The organism is Bacillus sp. SJS, assembly GCF_000732485.2.
GTDB classification, from domain to species: domain Bacteria; phylum Bacillota; class Bacilli; order Bacillales; family Bacillaceae; genus Metabacillus_B; species Metabacillus_B sediminis.
The window spans coordinates 240319-257406 of sequence record NZ_JAQV02000031.1 but is presented as its reverse complement, the minus strand read 5'-3'; the positions used below and the strand labels follow the sequence as shown (position 1 = coordinate 257406).

Genomic DNA, 17088 nt, shown 5'->3' with positions numbered 1-17088 from the left:
GAGGTAACGTCATGTCCGGTGAAATATTATCGCAAAATGAAATTGATGCACTTCTATCAGCCATTACTACAGGAGAAATGGATGCAGAAGAGCTTAAAAGAGAAGAAGCGGAGAAAAAAATCAAAACGTATGATTTTAAAAGAGCTCTGCGCTTTTCCAAAGATCAGATCAGAAGCCTTACCCGGATCCATGAAAACTTTGCCCGGCTTCTTACTACGTATTTCTCTGCACAGCTGAGAACGTACATCCAGATTACTGTGGCATCCGTTGATCAGGTTCCATATGAAGAGTTCGTGCGTTCGATGCCTAAGATGACGATTTTGAATATTTTTCAAGTTCAGCCTCTTGAAGGCCGGATTGTCATGGAAGTCAACCCGAACATCGCCTATGCAATGATGGATCGAGTAATGGGCGGAATTGGATCTGGTTTTAATAAGATTGATACATTGACAGAGATTGAAACAAGAATTATGTCCAATCTTTTCGAAAAATCCCTTGATAATTACAGGGAGGCATGGAGTTCAATTACAAGTATTGAGCCGGAGATGCAGGAATTTGAAGTGAATCCGCAATTTATTCAAATGGTTTCTCCAAATGAAACGGTTATTGTCATCTCTCTGACAGCCCAAGTAGGAGACACCAGCGGAATGATTAATTTATGCATCCCGCATGTCGTTCTTGAGCCAATTATTCCAAAGCTATCCGTTCACTACTGGATGCAGTCAGACAGGAAAGAACGGAACCCTGCGGAAACAGAAGCTCTTCAAAAGCGGATTGAATTGACAGATATTACGGTTTCAGCTGAATTAGGTTCCTCTGAAATTACCATTCACGAATTTATGGAGCTGCAATCCGGAGACATCATTCAAATGGATCAATCCATTGATCAGCCGCTCCTGATTAAAATAGGAGACAAACCAAAATATACAGGACAGCCTGGAAAATTAAACCGCAAATTAGCTGTGCAGATTCTTGACCACTATTTTGGGGGTGACGAAGATGGGGAGTAATGAAATGCTATCACAAGATGAAATCGATGCATTGCTTAAAGGTACTGGATTAGAAGAAGAACCGGCTAAAGGTAAAGAGGTTGGAGATTATCTGGATGAAATGGAAGCTGATGCGCTCGGCGAAATTGGAAATATATCATTTGGGAGCTCTGCTACCGCTTTATCCACTTTACTGAATCAAAAAGTGGATATCACCACACCAGAAGTATCAATTATTGAAAAAAACAAGCTTGCTCATGAGTTTCCTCAGCCTTATGTGGCCATCGAAGTCACTTACACGGAAGGATTCTCTGGCAGTAATCTGCTTGTAATTGAACAAAATGATGCGGCGATTATTGCAGACCTGATGATTGGAGGAGATGGAATTAATCCAGATCCCTCACTAGGCGATATTCATATCAGTGCCGTTCAGGAAGCAATGAATCAAATGATGGGTTCGGCTGCAACAAGCATGTCTACCATTTTTAACAAAAAAGTAGATATCAGTCCGCCTAAACTTGAACTATTGAACATCAACGCAGGAGAGGGAACGGATGCCATTCCTGATTCAGAATTAATTATTAAGGTGTCTTTCCGGCTAAAGGTGGGCAACTTGATTGACTCAAGCATAATGCAGGTTCTTCCTCTGCAATTTGCAAAAGATCTTATTTTTGAATTGATGAATCCTCCGGCACCGGCAGCACCCGCTGAACCGAAAGTCCAGACGCCTGCTCCTGAAAAAGAGCCTGTACATCAGGCCGCAAACGGAGCCGCTTATCAGGAATATGCGAAGCAGCCTGAGCCTGCCTACAATCCGCCTAAGCCTGAGTATGATGTGAAGCCGGCAGAATTTGCAAGCTTTGAGCCGATGCAATCTTTAAGCGGTGATCGCAGAAATCTGGACCTGCTGATGGATATACCTCTGCAAGTGACCGTAGAGCTTGGCCGTACTAAGCGGTCCATTAAAGAAATCCTCGAGCTGTCTTCAGGCTCCATTATTGAGCTTGATAAACTTGCAGGTGAGCCAGTAGACATACTAATTAACCGTAAAATCGTAGCAAAAGGCGAAGTTGTTGTCATCGACGAGAACTTCGGAGTTCGAGTAACAGATATTATCAGCCAGCAAGACAGACTAAATAAACTTAAGTAAACGGGAGTGGCAAACATGGCAAAGAGAATTTTAATCGTAGACGATGCAGCATTTATGAGAATGATGATTAAGGATATTCTTTCTAAAAATGGATTTGATGTAGTAGGAGAAGCAGCGGATGGTGCACAGGCAGTTGAAAAATATAAAGAACATCAGCCTGATTTAGTTACGATGGATATCACCATGCCTGAAATGGACGGCATCACAGCCTTGAAAGAAATTAAAAAATTAAATCCGAATGCCAAAGTAATTATGTGTTCCGCAATGGGGCAGCAGGCTATGGTAATCGACGCCATTCAAGCTGGAGCGAAGGATTTTATCGTTAAACCCTTTCAAGCGGATCGCGTAATTGAAGCTATTCAAAAATCACTTAGCTAAGCCGGTGTGCAGCGTGCAAAAAATGATGAAAATTACAGCAGCCGCTCTTATTTTTCTAATCTCAGTTTTTTCTCCTTTTCAACACCATATATCTGCGGCAGCCGAAAAAGACGGCACGGTCCAGGATTATCTTCAGCAAAAGGATAAAACGACTGATTCGGAGAAAAAGAGTGAGAAATCTGTCCCTGCTCCCCAGGTGGAAAACAAGCCTGGGGTTACCGCGTGGGACTTCATAAAAATGATTTTTGCAACTCTTTTCGTAGTCGGTCTTATCTATATTCTTTTCAGGCTGATTTCATCAAGAAACAAGCTGATGAAACCAGTGAATTATCTTCAGACACTGGGAGGAACATCTTTAGGTCAAAACCGATCGATTCAGCTTGTAAAAGCGGGTGAAGAGATTCTTCTAGTTGGTGTAGGGGATTCCATTCAGCTTCTTAAAGTGATTGAAAACGAAGAAGAAGTGGAACGGATTATTCGTCAGTATGAAGATAAAGGTGTCGATTTGCAGGGAGCAAAAACGATCGTATCAAAGGCAGTTCAATCGATCGGAGTTAAATCTGAAGAAAAGAATCGTTCATCCTTTAAGCAAGCTCTTCAAAAGCAGCTTGAAGAACTTGGATCAGAAAGAAAGCAAAAGGAACAAGAGTGGATCAGGAAAGGGACTGGAAGAAATGAATGAGCTTATGGGGATATTGGGTTCAGGGGAAGCCGAAAGTGTAAGCACCTCCGTTCAGCTGCTGCTATTGCTGACCGTGTTATCTCTGGCACCAAGCATCTTAATCCTGTTTACGTGCTTTACAAGGATTGTCATTGTCCTGTCTTTTGTCAGAACTTCCCTTGCAACGCAGCAAATGCCTCCAAATCAAGTACTGATTGGACTTTCCCTGTTTTTAACTTTTTTTATTATGGGACCTGTTTTATCTGAGGCTAACGAGCAGGCGCTCACGCCATTATTGGAAGAGAAAATCACGCTGGAAGAAGCGTATGTGAAAGCGGAAAAACCATTTAAGGAATTCATGAGCAAACATACAAGACAAAAAGACCTGGAATTGTTCTTAAATTATGCAAACATCGAAAAACCTAAAACAGTCGATGACATCCCCATAACTGCGCTGGTTCCGGCCTATGCCATTAGTGAAATTAAAACAGCCTTTCAAATCGGTTTTATGATCTTCATCCCATTCCTTGTCATTGACATGGTCGTAGCAAGTATTCTAATGTCGATGGGGATGATGATGCTTCCTCCCGTTATGATTTCACTGCCATTTAAGATTTTGCTCTTTGTACTCGTTGATGGCTGGTATTTGGTGATTAAGTCACTGCTTCAAAGTTTTTAAGGAGGAATATCAATGAGTTCGGAGATGGTCATTTCCATTGCTGAAAAAGCGGTTTATACTACCCTGCTGATTTGCGGGCCGCTGCTGCTTGTCGCATTGGTTATTGGTCTTGCGGTCAGTATTTTTCAGGCAACTACTCAAATTCAGGAACAGACTCTTGCATTTATTCCAAAAATAGTAGCTGTGATGGTCGGACTGATTTTTTTTGGACCATGGATGCTCACAACACTGGTATCCTATGCATCCAGTATTTTTGGCAATCTGGATCGGTTTGTAGGCTAATATGTCACTTATAAGCCATTATCCTTTTTTTCTATTATTATTTGCCAGAATGTCTGCTTTTATGATTACACTGCCTCTCTTTTCATATCGGACAATTCCGGCATTTCATAAAGCAGGTTTTTCATTTTTTCTGGCACTGATCATGTATGAAACATTGAAGCCGCAGGAGCTTGAAATCAACGGGTTTTATTTTCAGCTGCTTTTGAAAGAAGTCTTTACAGGATTGATGATTGGTTTTATAGCATACCTTATATTCTCTGGAATCACGATTGCCGGCAGTTTTATGGATTTTCAGATTGGATTTGCCATTGCCAATATTATCGATCCGCAAACAGGAACGCAGAGCCCTTTAATCGCACAGCTTCTGAATACACTTGCTTTACTGTTCATGCTTAGCCTGAATGCTCATCATATGCTTTTGGACGGGGTTTACTACAGTTTTCAATATATCCCGCCGGAAACAGTATCTTTTTCTTTAAACAGCGAAGCCATTCCTGAATTCATCATCAAATCTTTTTCTCTGATGTTTTTAATTGCTTTCCAAATGTCACTTCCGATCGTCGGTTCATTATTTATCATTGATATTGCACTCGGGATTGTAGCAAAGACAGTGCCGCAGATGAATATATTTGTTGTCGGGCTTCCTGTGAAAATGCTGAGTGCATTTATTTTACTGATTATTGTGATGGGGGCCTTGTTTTTTACGATGGAAGGACTTTTTGAGACGATGGCAGAAACCATGAGAGATTTGGTCAGGCTTCTTGGGGGAGTGGAAAATGCTAATAAAACTTGATATACAGTTTTTTTCAGGTGAGAAAACTGAGAAAGCCACTCCGAAAAAAAGACAGGACTCAAGGAAAAAGGGACAGGTTGCCAAAAGTGCCGATGTAAATATGGCCGTGAATTTGCTCGCCGTATTTTTCACCTTGATGGTAGCCGGAGCTTTTTACAGAGATCGTCTCATAGGTTTTGTTCGCGGCAGCATTAATGACTATATGATGCTCGAAGTAACAGAGGAAAGTGTTCAAAATCTGCTTGGGTCCGTCACAATGGAAGCGGCCATTTTGCTCGCTCCGGTTATGGGAGCCGCCCTTGCTGCAGGTATAATCAGCAACTATATACAGGTTGGCTTTCTTTTTTCAACCGAAAGCATTCAGCCAAAACTGGAAAAAATAGATCCGCTTAAAGGATTCAAACGGATATACTCAATCCGGGCACTAGTAGAATTTCTTAAATCAATCCTGAAGATCCTGTTTACAGGCGGGGTTACTGCGGCAGTAATATGGCTTAGGCTGGGTGACATATTGCGATTGCCATACCTGACAGTGGAACAATCACTGCAGTTCCTTGGCAGCTTAACCGTACAGATGGGTCTGGCAGCAGGGGGAGCCCTTTTATTCCTTTCGTTATTAGACTATTTATATCAAAAATACGATTTTGAGAAAAATATCCGGATGTCGAAACAGGATATAAAAGATGAATACAAAAAATCCGAAGGCGACCCGCTCATTAAATCAAAAATTAAGCAAAAACAAAGAGAGATGGCCATGCGGAGAATGATGCAGGACGTTCCTGACGCTGATGTAATTATTACGAATCCAACACATTTTGCGATTGCGCTGAAGTATGACGAATCAAAAATGGATGCCCCCTTTGTTGTAGCGAAAGGAGCGGATCTCGTTGCACAGAAAATTAAAGAAATTGCCAAAAGCCACAATATAGTAGCCATTGAAAACAAGCCGCTGGCAAGAGCTCTTTATGCACAGGTTGAAATCGGACAAGCGGTTCCTGAGGAATTTTTCAAAACCATAGCAGAAATACTGGCCTATATTTACAGGCTTAAAAATAAAATGTAATTCGTGAGATTGAAAGCGAGGAAGGAACATGTCAACAAGAGATTTATCCGTACTTTTTAGCGTTGTGCTCATTGTCGCCATGCTGATCATCCCGTTTCCAACATGGCTGTTGAGCCTTCTGATTATTTGCAATATCTCTCTGGCACTGCTGGTGCTCCTAACAACCATGAATATGAGAGAACCGCTTGAGTTTTCCATATTTCCTTCTTTGCTTTTGCTCTTAACTCTATTTAGACTCGGGCTTAATGTTTCCACGACGAGAGCCATTCTTTCAAATGGAGAAGGCGGAAAAGTAGTCGAGACCTTCGGAACATTTGTAGTCGGGGGAAACGTTCTTGTAGGGTTTGTTGTGTTTATTATTTTGGTGATTATCCAATTCGTTGTTATTACAAAGGGCTCTGAGCGGGTTTCCGAGGTTGCAGCACGGTTTACGCTTGATGCCATGCCTGGTAAGCAAATGAGTATTGACGCTGATTTAAATGCAGGAATGATATCGGAGCAGGAAGCAAGAGTCCGCAGAGAAAAAGTAGGGAATGAAGCGGATTTTTACGGAGCAATGGATGGTGCGAGCAAGTTCGTAAAAGGAGATGCGATCGCGGGAATCATCATTGTCATCATTAACTTAATCTTCGGTATGATTGTTGGTGTCGTCCAGCAGGGAATGCCTTTTGCAGAGGCAGCAAGCCATTTTACGATGCTATCTGTAGGGGATGGAATTGTCAGCCAAATTCCAGCACTGCTGATTTCCACTGCTACAGGAATTGTTGTTACTAGAGCAGCTTCGGAAGGAAATCTTGGCGGAGACATCAGCAAACAGCTATTTGCCTACCCGCAAATGATGTATGTGGCAGCAGGTTCGATGATGATGCTCGGCCTCTTTACTCCAATCGGCCTTTTGGTTACTGCGCCGATCGGGGGAGCGCTCGCCTTCGGAGCCTATGTTATGCAGCAGAGTCAGAAAAAGCTAAAAGAAGTACCTGAATCAGAGCTTGAGATGCAGCCTGATCCGGAAGAGATGAAAAGCCCGGAAAGCATCGTACAGCTTCTTAGTATGGATCCGATAGAATTTGAGTTCGGCTATGGACTAATCCCGCTTGCAGATAGCTCGCAGGGAGGGGATTTGCTCGACAGGATCGTGATGATCAGAAGACAGCTTGCCATCGAACTGGGCATTGTCATTCCAGTTGTGAGAATAAGAGACAACATCCAGCTCCAGCCAAATGAATACAGGCTGAAAATTAAAGGTAGCGAAGCAGCCAGGGGAGATTTGCTGCTTGAGCATTATCTTGCGATGGCACCAGGAGCGGATGAAGATGCGATCGAAGGAATTGATACGATTGAGCCTTCGTTCGGCCTTCCTGCTAAATGGATCTCTGAAGCGATGAAAGATCAGGCAGAGCTTTATGGATACACAGTAGTGGACCCGCCGTCAGTTGTTTCCACTCATATAACAGAAACCATAAAAAAACATGCATCTGAGCTACTGGGACGGCAGGAAACAAAGCAGCTTATTGACCATTTAAAAGAAGCGTACCCAATACTGGTAGACGAAGTGACGCCTTCCCCGCTATCAATTGGTGATATTCAGAAAGTATTATCCAATCTTTTGAAAGAGAATGTGTCCATTCGCAATTTGCCGGTTATATTTGAAACGCTGGCTGACTATGGGAAAATGACGTCTGACAGCGATATTTTAACAGAGTATGCCAGACAGGCCCTGGCAAAACAGATTACTCAGGCATTTTCAGGAGATGGCCAAGTGCTGAAAGTCGTGACGCTTTCCGGAAGAGTTGAAAAGCTGGTCGCTGAGGGTGTTCAGCAAACGGAACACGGAAACTATCTATCTCTTGACCCTTCAGTTTCCCAGGCGATCATCGAGTCGGTAGCTAAAGAGATTGAATCGCTATCTTTACAGGGTAACTCACCTGTGCTGCTTTGTTCACCGGCTGTAAGAATGTATGTAAAGCAATTACTGGAACGGTATTTTCCGGCTGTACCGGTTCTTTCCTATAATGAACTCGAATCGAACGTTGAAGTCCAGAGCGTAGGAGTGGTGAATGTAGCATGAAAGTAAAAAAATATACAGCAGATACGATGCAGGAAGCCATGAAAAGAGTGAAGGAAGATCTCGGGCAGGATGCGGTTATTCTCCATTCAAAAGCGGTAGAAAAAGGCGGGTTCCTTGGCTTATTTACAAAAAAGCAAATTGAAGTGTTCGCTGCTGCAGATCCTGATACAGAGGAGCAGACAAAGCCGGTTCAAAAAGAAAATGCTGCCCCTTTACCGGGGGAGAAAGATCAGCTGCTCGGCAAAGACCTTCGGGATGGTAAGCTGGAGTACCGCAAAATTGCATCAGGAGGCTCCTCATTAAAACTTCCTGAACCCATTGAAGTTATTTACAAGGAATTGGAGGAGCAGGAAATCGGCTCTGAGATTCTGGATGACACAGTCCAGGAGCTTCTAACATTTTGGTTCCAGTCAAAGGATCATCAAAATGAAGAGGCATGCCGCAAAGAGGCGGGTCAAATTCTGATCAATGGACTGAGAGATTTGCCTTTTAATGGAATGGAGTATCAAAGCCGGTTTATCGTGATTGCAGGACCTACAGGTGTCGGTAAAACGACGACCATTGCGAAGCTTGCAGCCGATTGCTTAATTAACAGACAGAAATCGGTTGCGTTTATTACGACAGATACGTATCGTATTTCAGCGATCGACCAGCTGAAAACCTATGCGAAAATTCTGGATATCCAAATCGAGGTTTGCTATAACCGGGAAGATTTTGAAGAGGCAAAAAAGAAATTCGAACAAATTGATCATGTTTTTGTTGATACTGCCGGCAGAAACTATAAGAACGGCCAATACATTCAAGATTTACACTCGTTAATTGGTATGGATCAGGATATGGACATCTTTTTAACGCTATCAGCAACATCAAAGAAAAAAGACATGCGGGATATTATCGAGCAATTTGAACCCCTCCAAATAAATAAGCTGATTTTTACAAAGCTTGATGAAACAGATACATTCGGGGCATTATATGAAGCTGCAAAATTATCAAACAAGGGCATTGCCTGCATAACGGCCGGCCAGAATGTTCCTGATGACCTATTACCGGCTAAAGAAACTTTACTAGTTGATATGATTCTGGGGGGCAAGCATGAACGATCAGGCTGAGAGACTCAGACAAATGATAGCCAAAGCCAAAGAAGATACGCCGAACCGTGCTAAAACAATTGGGATTGCAAGCGGAAAAGGCGGTACAGGCAAATCCAGCTTTACCGTGAATTTTTGCTTGGAGCTGTCTCGATTGGAGCAAAAGGTTTTACTGTTTGATTTAGATATTGGAATGGGAAATGTAGATATTCTTCTAGGTGAAAGTCCCGAGCATTCTATTTTGGATTTTTGGAAGAAAAACCTTTCTTTTAATGAAATTATTGAAAAAAGCCCCTCCGGCTTCGACTATATTCCCGGAGGAAGGGCATTTAATGAATTCTTTGAGCTAAAAGGCACTCATCTGGATGCTTTTATTCTTGAATTGGATGAGCTCACGAAAGTGTATGATTTTATATTCTTTGACATGGGGGCGGGAATGACAAAGGAGAGTCTGCAATTTCTGCTTGCTGCCGATGAAGTATTCTTAATCGTAACTCCTGAGCCAACATCTTTAATGGATGCTTATTCTGCTGCAAAGCACATTTTATTAAGCAGCCCTGAGACAAGAATGTCTATTATGATGAATAAAACGAAGACGGAAAAAGAGGGGGCAAATGCATACGGACGGATTTCGTCAGTCCTTAGTAAATTTCTTTCAAAGGAGCCAAAGCTTCTTGGAATTTTACCGGATGATCCTGCTGTCATGCAAGCGGTAATCAAACGAAATCCTATTACACAGTCCTTTCCTAAGGCCAAGTACTCGAGGTCCATTCGCCAGGCAGCGGCATCATTTTTAGCAGTGAATGAGGGTTTCATTGAAAATACAAGCCGGCCAAGCTTATTCATGGATCGCTTAAAAACGCTTTTTAGCAGCACGGCAGGAAAAGGTGGATAACATGAAGGTATTAATTGTTGACGATTCGGCATTTATGAGAAAAATGATTTCAGATTTTCTGCACGGTTTTCAGGGCATTGAAGTCATTGGAACGGCAAAAAACGGGAGGGAGGCTTTAAATCTGGTCGAGAAGCTTTCACCGGATGTCGTAACAATGGACGTAGAAATGCCTGTTATGGACGGTATGGCTGCATTAAAAGAAATCATGGAGAAATTTCCAAGACCCGTGATTATGCTCTCATCCACGACTCAGTCAGGCGCTGAGTCGACAATCCGGGCATTAGAGACCGGTGCCGTAGATTTTGTTGCCAAGCCATCGGGTTCAATCTCACTGGATTTGCATAAAATCAGAGACGAGCTGAGGGAAAAAGTACTTCAATCCAAGAATGCAAAAATATTTGTGCCGTTAGACCCTAAAAAAAATCAAAATCCCCCCCTTTACCTTGAAAAATATAGTAAAATATCCACTGTAAGGGATAAAAATCCTAGTTTTGACAGCAAATTTCGACATTATGATCAAATCATTTGCATTGGTACATCTACTGGAGGACCAAGAGCGCTCCAAAGGGTTCTGCCGGAGCTCCCTTCTGAATTGAATGCACCGGTCTTTATTGTCCAGCATATGCCTAAAGGATTTACAGCTTCTCTTGCAGACCGGCTGAATAAAATGAGCAAGATTCAAGTGAAAGAAGCAGCTGATGGGGAAAAAGCAGAAAATGGAACGGCGTATATAGCTCCCGGAGGCTCCCATTTGACCGTAATTAAAAAGGGGACAAGCCTTTATGTAAAAGTGGAGGAAACACCGATCCGGAACGGCCACCGCCCATCCGTGGATGTACTTTTTGAGTCAATAAGCGAAATCGAGCATCATAAGAACATCGCCGTCATTATGACGGGGATGGGCAGCGATGGAACAAAGGGTCTTTCTTCATTAAAAGAAAAAGGAAATACACTTTCCATCGCGGAATCGGAACAGACTTCAGTTGTATTCGGAATGCCGAAGAGCGCAATTGGTGCTAAATTGATAGATTCGATTGATCATGTAGACCATATAGCGGAAAAAATTATGCACTATATACAATCGTAAGGGGCGAAAGCAGATGGAAATGAGTCAATATTTAGAAATATTCATCGAAGAAAGCAAGGAGCATCTTCAGGCATGCAACGAGAAGCTGCTCGAACTTGAGAAAAGCCCTGAAAATTTATCCATTGTAAACGATATTTTCCGGTCCGCTCATACTCTAAAAGGAATGAGCGCCACAATGGGTTATGAAGATCTTGCAAATTTGACTCATCAAATGGAGAACGTGCTGGATGCGATCCGCAACGGAAAAAATTCAGTGACGCCTGTTCTTCTTGATACAGTTTTTGCGGCCGTTGATTTATTGGAAGAAATGGTTTTCTCGATCGCTGATGGCGGTGATGGAAAAAAAGATGTGGAACATGTTGTCAGCCGTTTGAAGGCAATTGAGAATGGCTCAGATGTTCCTGAGAAGATTGCTCTTTCACCATCCGTTTCAGGTGAGAATAAACTTGGGTCCTATGATGATTTTCAAAAAACCATAATTATGCAATCCAATGAGCAGGGCTTTCATGCATTTGAACTGACCGTCCAGCTTCGTGAAGGGTGTCTTCTAAAAGCTGTCAGGGCATTCATGGTATTTGAAATCCTTGATCAAGCCGGTGAAATTGTAAAAAGTGTTCCTTCTGTCGATCAGCTGGAAGAAGAAAACTTTGAAAATGAATTTTCTGTGGCAATATTAACGCAAATGAGCAAAGAAGAGCTCGAGAGCCGTATTTTAAAAGTTTCAGAGATAGAGAAGGCAGAAGCACTGCCCATTAATTTAGAGTATCTTGCAGCACAAGAGGAAACAGCCGCGGCATTACAGGAAGCTGCGGGAGCATCAGCAGAGCTTGCCGCTGTGCCTGAAGCTGTACCTGAAGCTGCACAAAAGGCAAAATCAAGTTCCAAAACAATCCGGGTCAACATCGACCGTCTTGATATATTAATGAATTTATTTGAAGAATTGGTCATCGACAGAGGCCGGCTTGAAACCATATCAAAGGATTTGAAAAATGCTGAACTTCAGGAGACAGTTGAGAGGATGACAAGAATCTCGGGTGATTTGCAAAGCATCATTCTCAATATGAGAATGGTACCGATTGAAACGGTATTTAATCGCTTTCCGAGAATGGTCAGACAGCTTGCGAAGGATTTGAATAAAAAAATCGATCTTCATATCTCCGGTGCAGAAACGGAACTGGATCGCACCGTTATTGATGAAATTGGGGATCCGCTTGTCCATTTAATCCGCAATTCAATGGATCATGGAATCGAGGCTCCTGAAATAAGAGCAGGAAAAGCGAAATCTGAAACAGGCCGAGTTGAGCTAAAAGCATACCATAGCGGAAATCACGTATTCATCGAAGTTTCAGATGACGGAGCGGGAATCAATCGTGAAAAAGTATTGCGCAGAGCAATAGAGAGAGGAATTGTGACAGAAGCATCATCCCTTGAGATGACTGAGCGCCAAATTAATGAACTGATTTTTGCTCCCGGTTTTTCCACTGCCGAACAGATCTCAGATATCTCCGGAAGAGGTGTAGGACTGGATGTTGTGAAAAGTGCAATCGAAGCCTTAGGCGGTTCCGTAACTGTTGACTCTGAGGAAGGCAAAGGCTCTTTGTTCTCAGTTCAGCTGCCATTAACATTGAGTATCATTTCAGTCCTGCTCGTCGAATTGGAAAAAGAGAAATTTGCGATTCCAATTTCATCTGTCATTGAAACGGCAGTCATCCGGAAAGAAGATATTATGAATGCCCATAACCAAAAGGTCATTGATTTTAGAGGGAAAATTGTTCCGCTTGTTTTCTTAAAACAGATTTTTGATGTCCCTCAGGATGAAGCGGAGGAATCTGAATATCTTTCCATGGTGGTCGTGAAAAAAGGCGAGCGTCTTGCAGGTCTCGTTGTAGACTCGTTTATCGGCCAGCTTGAAGTTGTTCTGAAACCTCTGGGAAGCTATTTAAATGGAGTCTTTGCTATTTCAGGAGCAACCATCCTTGGAGATGGGGAAGTGGCGTTAATTGTTGACTGCAATGCACTTATTAAATAAGGACGGGGGATGTTTTGAGCATGCAGACAAATGAATCGATCGAAAAAAAAATCATTATTTTCCGGTTAGGCGAGGAAGAATTCGGTATTCCTGTAGAGCTTGTAAAATCGATTGAGAAGGTGCAATCGATTACAAGAGTGCCTGGAACAGCCTCTTATATTACGGGAGTGCTAAATTTAAGAGGAGTCATAACTCCTGTTATTGATCTGCGTGAAAGATTTGAACTTGGTTCGTATGAACCGACGGAATTTACACGGATGATCGTCGTTTCGATTCATGACACAGAAGCCGGTCTAATCGCTGACGCAGCTAATGACGTCATTGATATAAGAGCTGAGCAGATTGAGCCTTCTCCGGAAGTAGCGGGTATCATTAAAACGGATTATATCAGCGGAGTTGTCAAGGTTGATAAACGTTTAATTATTATGCTCGACCTGGAGGAAGTACTCCATTCACCTTCATTGCCCGCATCCAGCGGAGCGTGATGGGAATGAGTCTTAAATTTGAACAGCTAGATGTCTTAAAAGAAATGGCGAATATAGGCGCGGCTCATTCTGCTACAGCCCTATCCCTCATGCTTGGCCGAAAGATTGGCATGGACGTCCCGGATGTTAAAACAGTAACGTTTAATGAACTTACGGAAGTGATGGGCGGGGCTGAAAAAGAAGTAGCTTGTATTTTTTTAAAAGCAGCCGGAGAGATTTCAGGTTCACTGTACTTTATTATGGAGGTTGCCCAGGCGGAGAAATTTGTCCGGGAAATTACCGGCAAACCTTCATTAAATCTGAGTATCCCCCCATATAGCGAATACGGAAAATCTGCATTAATAGAACTGGGCAATATTTTAATAGGCTCCTATTTAACCTCTTTGTCAGATTTGACAAAGCTCTCATTTATACCTGAGGTCCCGGATTTTTCCATCGATATGTTTGGTGCTGTAATTAGCGAGGGATTGATTGAACTCTCGAAGGCGGCTGACTTTGCGGTATCGATTCAAACTGTGATCCGGGAGGAGGACCGGCAGGATGGCCATTCATTTCAGGGACATCTTTTCCTTCTGCCGGATTATGAATCATTTGACCACTTTTACCGTGCACTTGGTGTAAGCGATGAAGCTTGAAACAGCAAATATCATAAAAGTCGGCATCGCTGACATGAATGCTGCAGCATCTCCTATAAAGCTCCGTACTTCAGGGCTCGGTTCCTGTGTGGGGCTTGTGCTTTATGACCAGGACAGAAAAAATGCGGGAATGGCCCACATTATGCTGCCGACATCCGATTTGGCCAGGAACGAACAGTTTAACCGGTATAAGTATGCAGATACCGCCTTCTTTGATTTGCTGAAGAAGCTTGAGAAAATGGGTTCTCCCAGTTCGCGGCTGAAAGCAAAAATGGCAGGCGGTGCCCAGATGTTCGCGTTTAAAACACAAAATGAAACGATGAGGATTGGTCCAAGGAATATAGAAGCCGTTAAAGAGCTTTTATCCTGCCATTCCATACCGCTTATCTCCTCAGAAACAGGCGGATCGAGCGGGAGAACCATTGAATTTGATCCTGCTACTTCTTTGCTGACTATACGCACTGTAAATTTAGGAACAACCATTATATAAGCGGGTAAGAAAGGCCATAGACACTAGGGGGAAAGGTTGTGACTCAATTGACAGGCAAAGAAGAACAGCAGATATGGAAAAAATGGGTGAGTAATAGAGATCCTTTAGCTGGAGATGCGCTGATCCGGAGGTATACACCGCTTGTTACATTTCATGTTCAAAGGATTTCTGTAGGGCTTCCAAAGACAGTCAGCAGGGATGATTTGATGAGTCTCGGCCTGTATGGGTTATATGATGCACTTGAAAAATTCGATCCTGGAAGAGATTTGAAATTCGACACCTATGCTTCTTTTCGAATCAGGGGAGCAATTATTGATGGGCTTCGAAAAGAAGACTGGCTGCCGAGAAGCTCGCGCGAAAAAGCGAAGCGGGTAGAAACCGTCATCGAAAAATTGGAGCAAAAATATTTAAGAAATGTGACTCCTTTAGAAATTGCGCATGAAATGGGAATTTCAGAGGACGAGGTGCTTACAGCCGTCAATGAAGGTTTTTTTGCAAATGTTTTATCGATTGATGAGTATCTGCCTGACCATGATGATGGGGATTATTTGGGCATTGCCATTAAGGATGACAGAAGCGAAACACCGGAGGACAGCATACTGAAACAGGAGATGATCGGCCAGCTTTCAGACGTTATCAGTGAGCTGTCAGAAAAAGAACAGCTGGTCGTTTCCTTATTTTATAAAGATGAACTCACCTTGACAGAAATTGGACAAGTTATGGGCCTGTCTACATCGAGAATATCGCAGATTCACTCCAAAGCTTTATTTAAATTAAGAAGAATTATGGAAAAATTCATGAATTAAACACCAGGGCGTTACAGACATTTTATTTCCATTCAATTCGGAGAAATGTCAGCAGCGCCTCATTTTTTTATGAAAATTGACGGAAAGAGGGTCACCATGAACGGTATTCTTACTTTCACAAGCATCCTTCTTCATATCATTTCCTTTTATCTTATCTTGCTGCTATTTACAAAAATCTCATCCTTGAAGCAGACAAAGAATGAACAGGAGTCGATTCTTGAAGAGACAGAACAGCTGCTGGCAGCCTTCATGCTGGAACAAAAGGAAGAGCATGACCGTTTTTTAAAAGAACTGGACCGAACTTCTGCGCCAGGAAAAACCGGAACGATTACTGAAAAAAAGGAAGAGCCTGATCAAAAGAAACATGACCGTAAAGAACCCGACCCTGTTGAACTCCTTCCTGAACACCTTAAACATGCTGAAGTTATGGAAGATTCCATTGAGTGGACTTCACCAGCCTTAAAAAATGCTGATGAGGTTGTCACCCTGCATGAAAAAGGATATTCTATAGAAGAAATTGCAAAAAAAACGAATAAAGGCAAAACAGAGGTCGAGCTTCTTCTTAAATTTCGGCAAAATTAGTGATTAAAAGCTTGATTAAGATCTCTGACTATGGTATATTTTCTCTTGGTGTTAATACACACGCTTACAGATTCAAGCATCGGTGCTGTTCAGTCAGTTTTGCTTGGAAATGATGTAAAGCGGAGGAGAAAAACCATTAGGAGGAAAATTAACATGTCAGTAATTTCAATGAAACAATTGCTTGAAGCTGGTGTTCACTTCGGTCACCAAACACGCCGCTGGAACCCAAAAATGAAACGTTACATCTTCACAGAGCGTAACGGCATCTACATCATCGACCTTCAAAAGACAGTTAAAAAGGTTGAAGAAGCGTACAACGTAACAAAAGAATTGGCTGCTAACGGCGGTAAAATTCTTTTCGTTGGTACAAAAAAACAAGCTCAGGATTCTGTTAAAGAAGAAGCTCAACGTTCAGGCATGTACTATGTAAACCAACGCTGGTTGGGTGGAACGCTAACAAACTTCGAAACAATCCAAAAGCGTATTAAGCGTCTAAAAGACATTGAAAAAATGCAGGAAGACGGTACTTTCGAAGTTCTGCCTAAAAAAGAAGTTGTTCAGCTTAAAAAAGAGCTTGAGCGTCTTGAAAAATTCCTAGGCGGAATTAAAGATATGAAATCCCTTCCGGATGCTCTGTTCATCATCGATCCTCGCAAAGAGCGCATCGCTGTTGCAGAAGCACACAAATTGAACATTCCGATCATTGGCATCGTTGATACTAACTGTGATCCAGACGAGATTGACCACGTTATCCCTGCAAATGATGACGCAATCCGTGCAGTGAAACTTCTTACTGGTAAAATGGCTGACGCAATCCTTGAAGCTAAACAAGGCAACGAAGGCGAAGAAGCTGCTGAAGAAGAAACAACAACTGCTTAATGAGCTAACAAAAAGGTGATAAGAGGGTAAGGCCTTTTATCACCTTTTT

Annotated in this window: 19 protein-coding genes; all 19 read left to right on the top strand. The window is 42.5% G+C overall.

Annotated features, from left to right (window positions below):
• The first annotated feature begins 11 nt into the window (after window positions 1-11).
• Complete coding sequence (gene fliM / locus AS29_RS18800; protein ID WP_035411910.1) at window positions 12-1010, top strand: flagellar motor switch protein FliM; 999 nt, start codon at window positions 12-14, stop codon at window positions 1008-1010.
• Entirely contained in the window at window positions 1000-2139 is a 1140-nt protein-coding gene (gene fliY / locus AS29_RS18795) for a flagellar motor switch phosphatase FliY (RefSeq protein WP_035411907.1), read from the top strand. The genes fliM and fliY overlap by 11 nt, the downstream gene beginning before the upstream one ends.
• Window positions 2140-2154: 15 nt before the next feature.
• The gene (locus AS29_RS18790; RefSeq protein WP_035411905.1) at window positions 2155-2517 is read left to right on the top strand and encodes a response regulator; all 363 of its coding nucleotides are present in this window, start codon (window positions 2155-2157) and stop codon (window positions 2515-2517) included.
• 22 nt (window positions 2518-2539) lie between these two features.
• The gene (locus AS29_RS18785; protein ID WP_156505985.1) at window positions 2540-3199 is read left to right on the top strand and encodes a flagellar biosynthetic protein FliO; all 660 of its coding nucleotides are present in this window, start codon (window positions 2540-2542) and stop codon (window positions 3197-3199) included.
• Complete coding sequence (fliP, locus tag AS29_RS18780) at window positions 3192-3857, top strand: flagellar type III secretion system pore protein FliP (protein WP_035411902.1); 666 nt, start codon at window positions 3192-3194, stop codon at window positions 3855-3857. Before AS29_RS18785 ends, fliP begins: the two co-directional genes overlap by 8 nt.
• A gap of 12 nt (window positions 3858-3869) precedes the next feature.
• The gene (fliQ, locus tag AS29_RS18775) at window positions 3870-4139 is read left to right on the top strand and encodes a flagellar biosynthesis protein FliQ (protein WP_035411900.1); all 270 of its coding nucleotides are present in this window, start codon (window positions 3870-3872) and stop codon (window positions 4137-4139) included.
• 1 nt (window position 4140) lies between these two features.
• The gene (fliR, locus tag AS29_RS18770) at window positions 4141-4932 is read left to right on the top strand and encodes a flagellar biosynthetic protein FliR (protein ID WP_035411897.1); all 792 of its coding nucleotides are present in this window, start codon (window positions 4141-4143) and stop codon (window positions 4930-4932) included.
• Window positions 4916-5995, top strand: coding sequence for a flagellar biosynthesis protein FlhB (gene flhB, locus AS29_RS18765; RefSeq protein ID WP_035411894.1), 1080 nt, complete (start codon window positions 4916-4918; stop codon window positions 5993-5995). The genes fliR and flhB overlap by 17 nt, the downstream gene beginning before the upstream one ends.
• Window positions 5996-6023: 28 nt before the next feature.
• The gene (flhA, locus tag AS29_RS18760) at window positions 6024-8063 is read left to right on the top strand and encodes a flagellar biosynthesis protein FlhA (protein ID WP_035411890.1); all 2040 of its coding nucleotides are present in this window, start codon (window positions 6024-6026) and stop codon (window positions 8061-8063) included.
• Complete coding sequence (gene flhF, locus AS29_RS18755; RefSeq protein WP_035411887.1) at window positions 8060-9172, top strand: flagellar biosynthesis protein FlhF; 1113 nt, start codon at window positions 8060-8062, stop codon at window positions 9170-9172. The genes flhA and flhF overlap by 4 nt, the downstream gene beginning before the upstream one ends.
• The gene (locus AS29_RS18750) at window positions 9156-10046 is read left to right on the top strand and encodes a MinD/ParA family protein (RefSeq protein WP_035411884.1); all 891 of its coding nucleotides are present in this window, start codon (window positions 9156-9158) and stop codon (window positions 10044-10046) included. The genes flhF and AS29_RS18750 overlap by 17 nt, the downstream gene beginning before the upstream one ends.
• On the top strand, window positions 10039-11133 hold the full coding sequence (locus tag AS29_RS18745) for a protein-glutamate methylesterase/protein-glutamine glutaminase (RefSeq protein ID WP_156505984.1): 1095 nt from the start codon (window positions 10039-10041) through the stop codon (window positions 11131-11133). Before AS29_RS18750 ends, AS29_RS18745 begins: the two co-directional genes overlap by 8 nt.
• A 13-nt stretch (window positions 11134-11146) precedes the next feature.
• Window positions 11147-13162, top strand: a complete 2016-nt coding sequence (locus AS29_RS18740; RefSeq protein WP_035411879.1) for a chemotaxis protein CheA — start codon at window positions 11147-11149, stop codon at window positions 13160-13162.
• Window positions 13163-13182: 20 nt separating this feature from the next.
• Window positions 13183-13647, top strand: a complete 465-nt coding sequence (locus AS29_RS18735) for a chemotaxis protein CheW (RefSeq protein WP_035411876.1) — start codon at window positions 13183-13185, stop codon at window positions 13645-13647.
• 5 nt (window positions 13648-13652) lie between these two features.
• Window positions 13653-14282: a chemotaxis protein CheC gene (locus AS29_RS18730; protein WP_035412087.1), complete on the top strand. Its 630-nt coding sequence runs from the start codon at window positions 13653-13655 to the stop codon at window positions 14280-14282.
• Complete coding sequence (locus AS29_RS18725; protein ID WP_035411872.1) at window positions 14272-14772, top strand: chemotaxis protein CheD; 501 nt, start codon at window positions 14272-14274, stop codon at window positions 14770-14772. Before AS29_RS18730 ends, AS29_RS18725 begins: the two co-directional genes overlap by 11 nt.
• 38 nt (window positions 14773-14810) lie before the next feature.
• Window positions 14811-15578: a FliA/WhiG family RNA polymerase sigma factor gene (locus tag AS29_RS18720; protein WP_082883914.1), complete on the top strand. Its 768-nt coding sequence runs from the start codon at window positions 14811-14813 to the stop codon at window positions 15576-15578.
• A gap of 96 nt (window positions 15579-15674) precedes the next feature.
• A complete protein-coding gene (locus AS29_RS18715; RefSeq protein WP_035411869.1) occupies window positions 15675-16160 on the top strand; it encodes a DUF6115 domain-containing protein in 486 nt (161 codons plus the stop codon).
• 153 nt (window positions 16161-16313) lie between these two features.
• Entirely contained in the window at window positions 16314-17039 is a 726-nt protein-coding gene (gene rpsB / locus AS29_RS18710) for a 30S ribosomal protein S2 (protein WP_035411866.1), read from the top strand.
• Window positions 17040-17088: the final 49 nt, after the last annotated feature.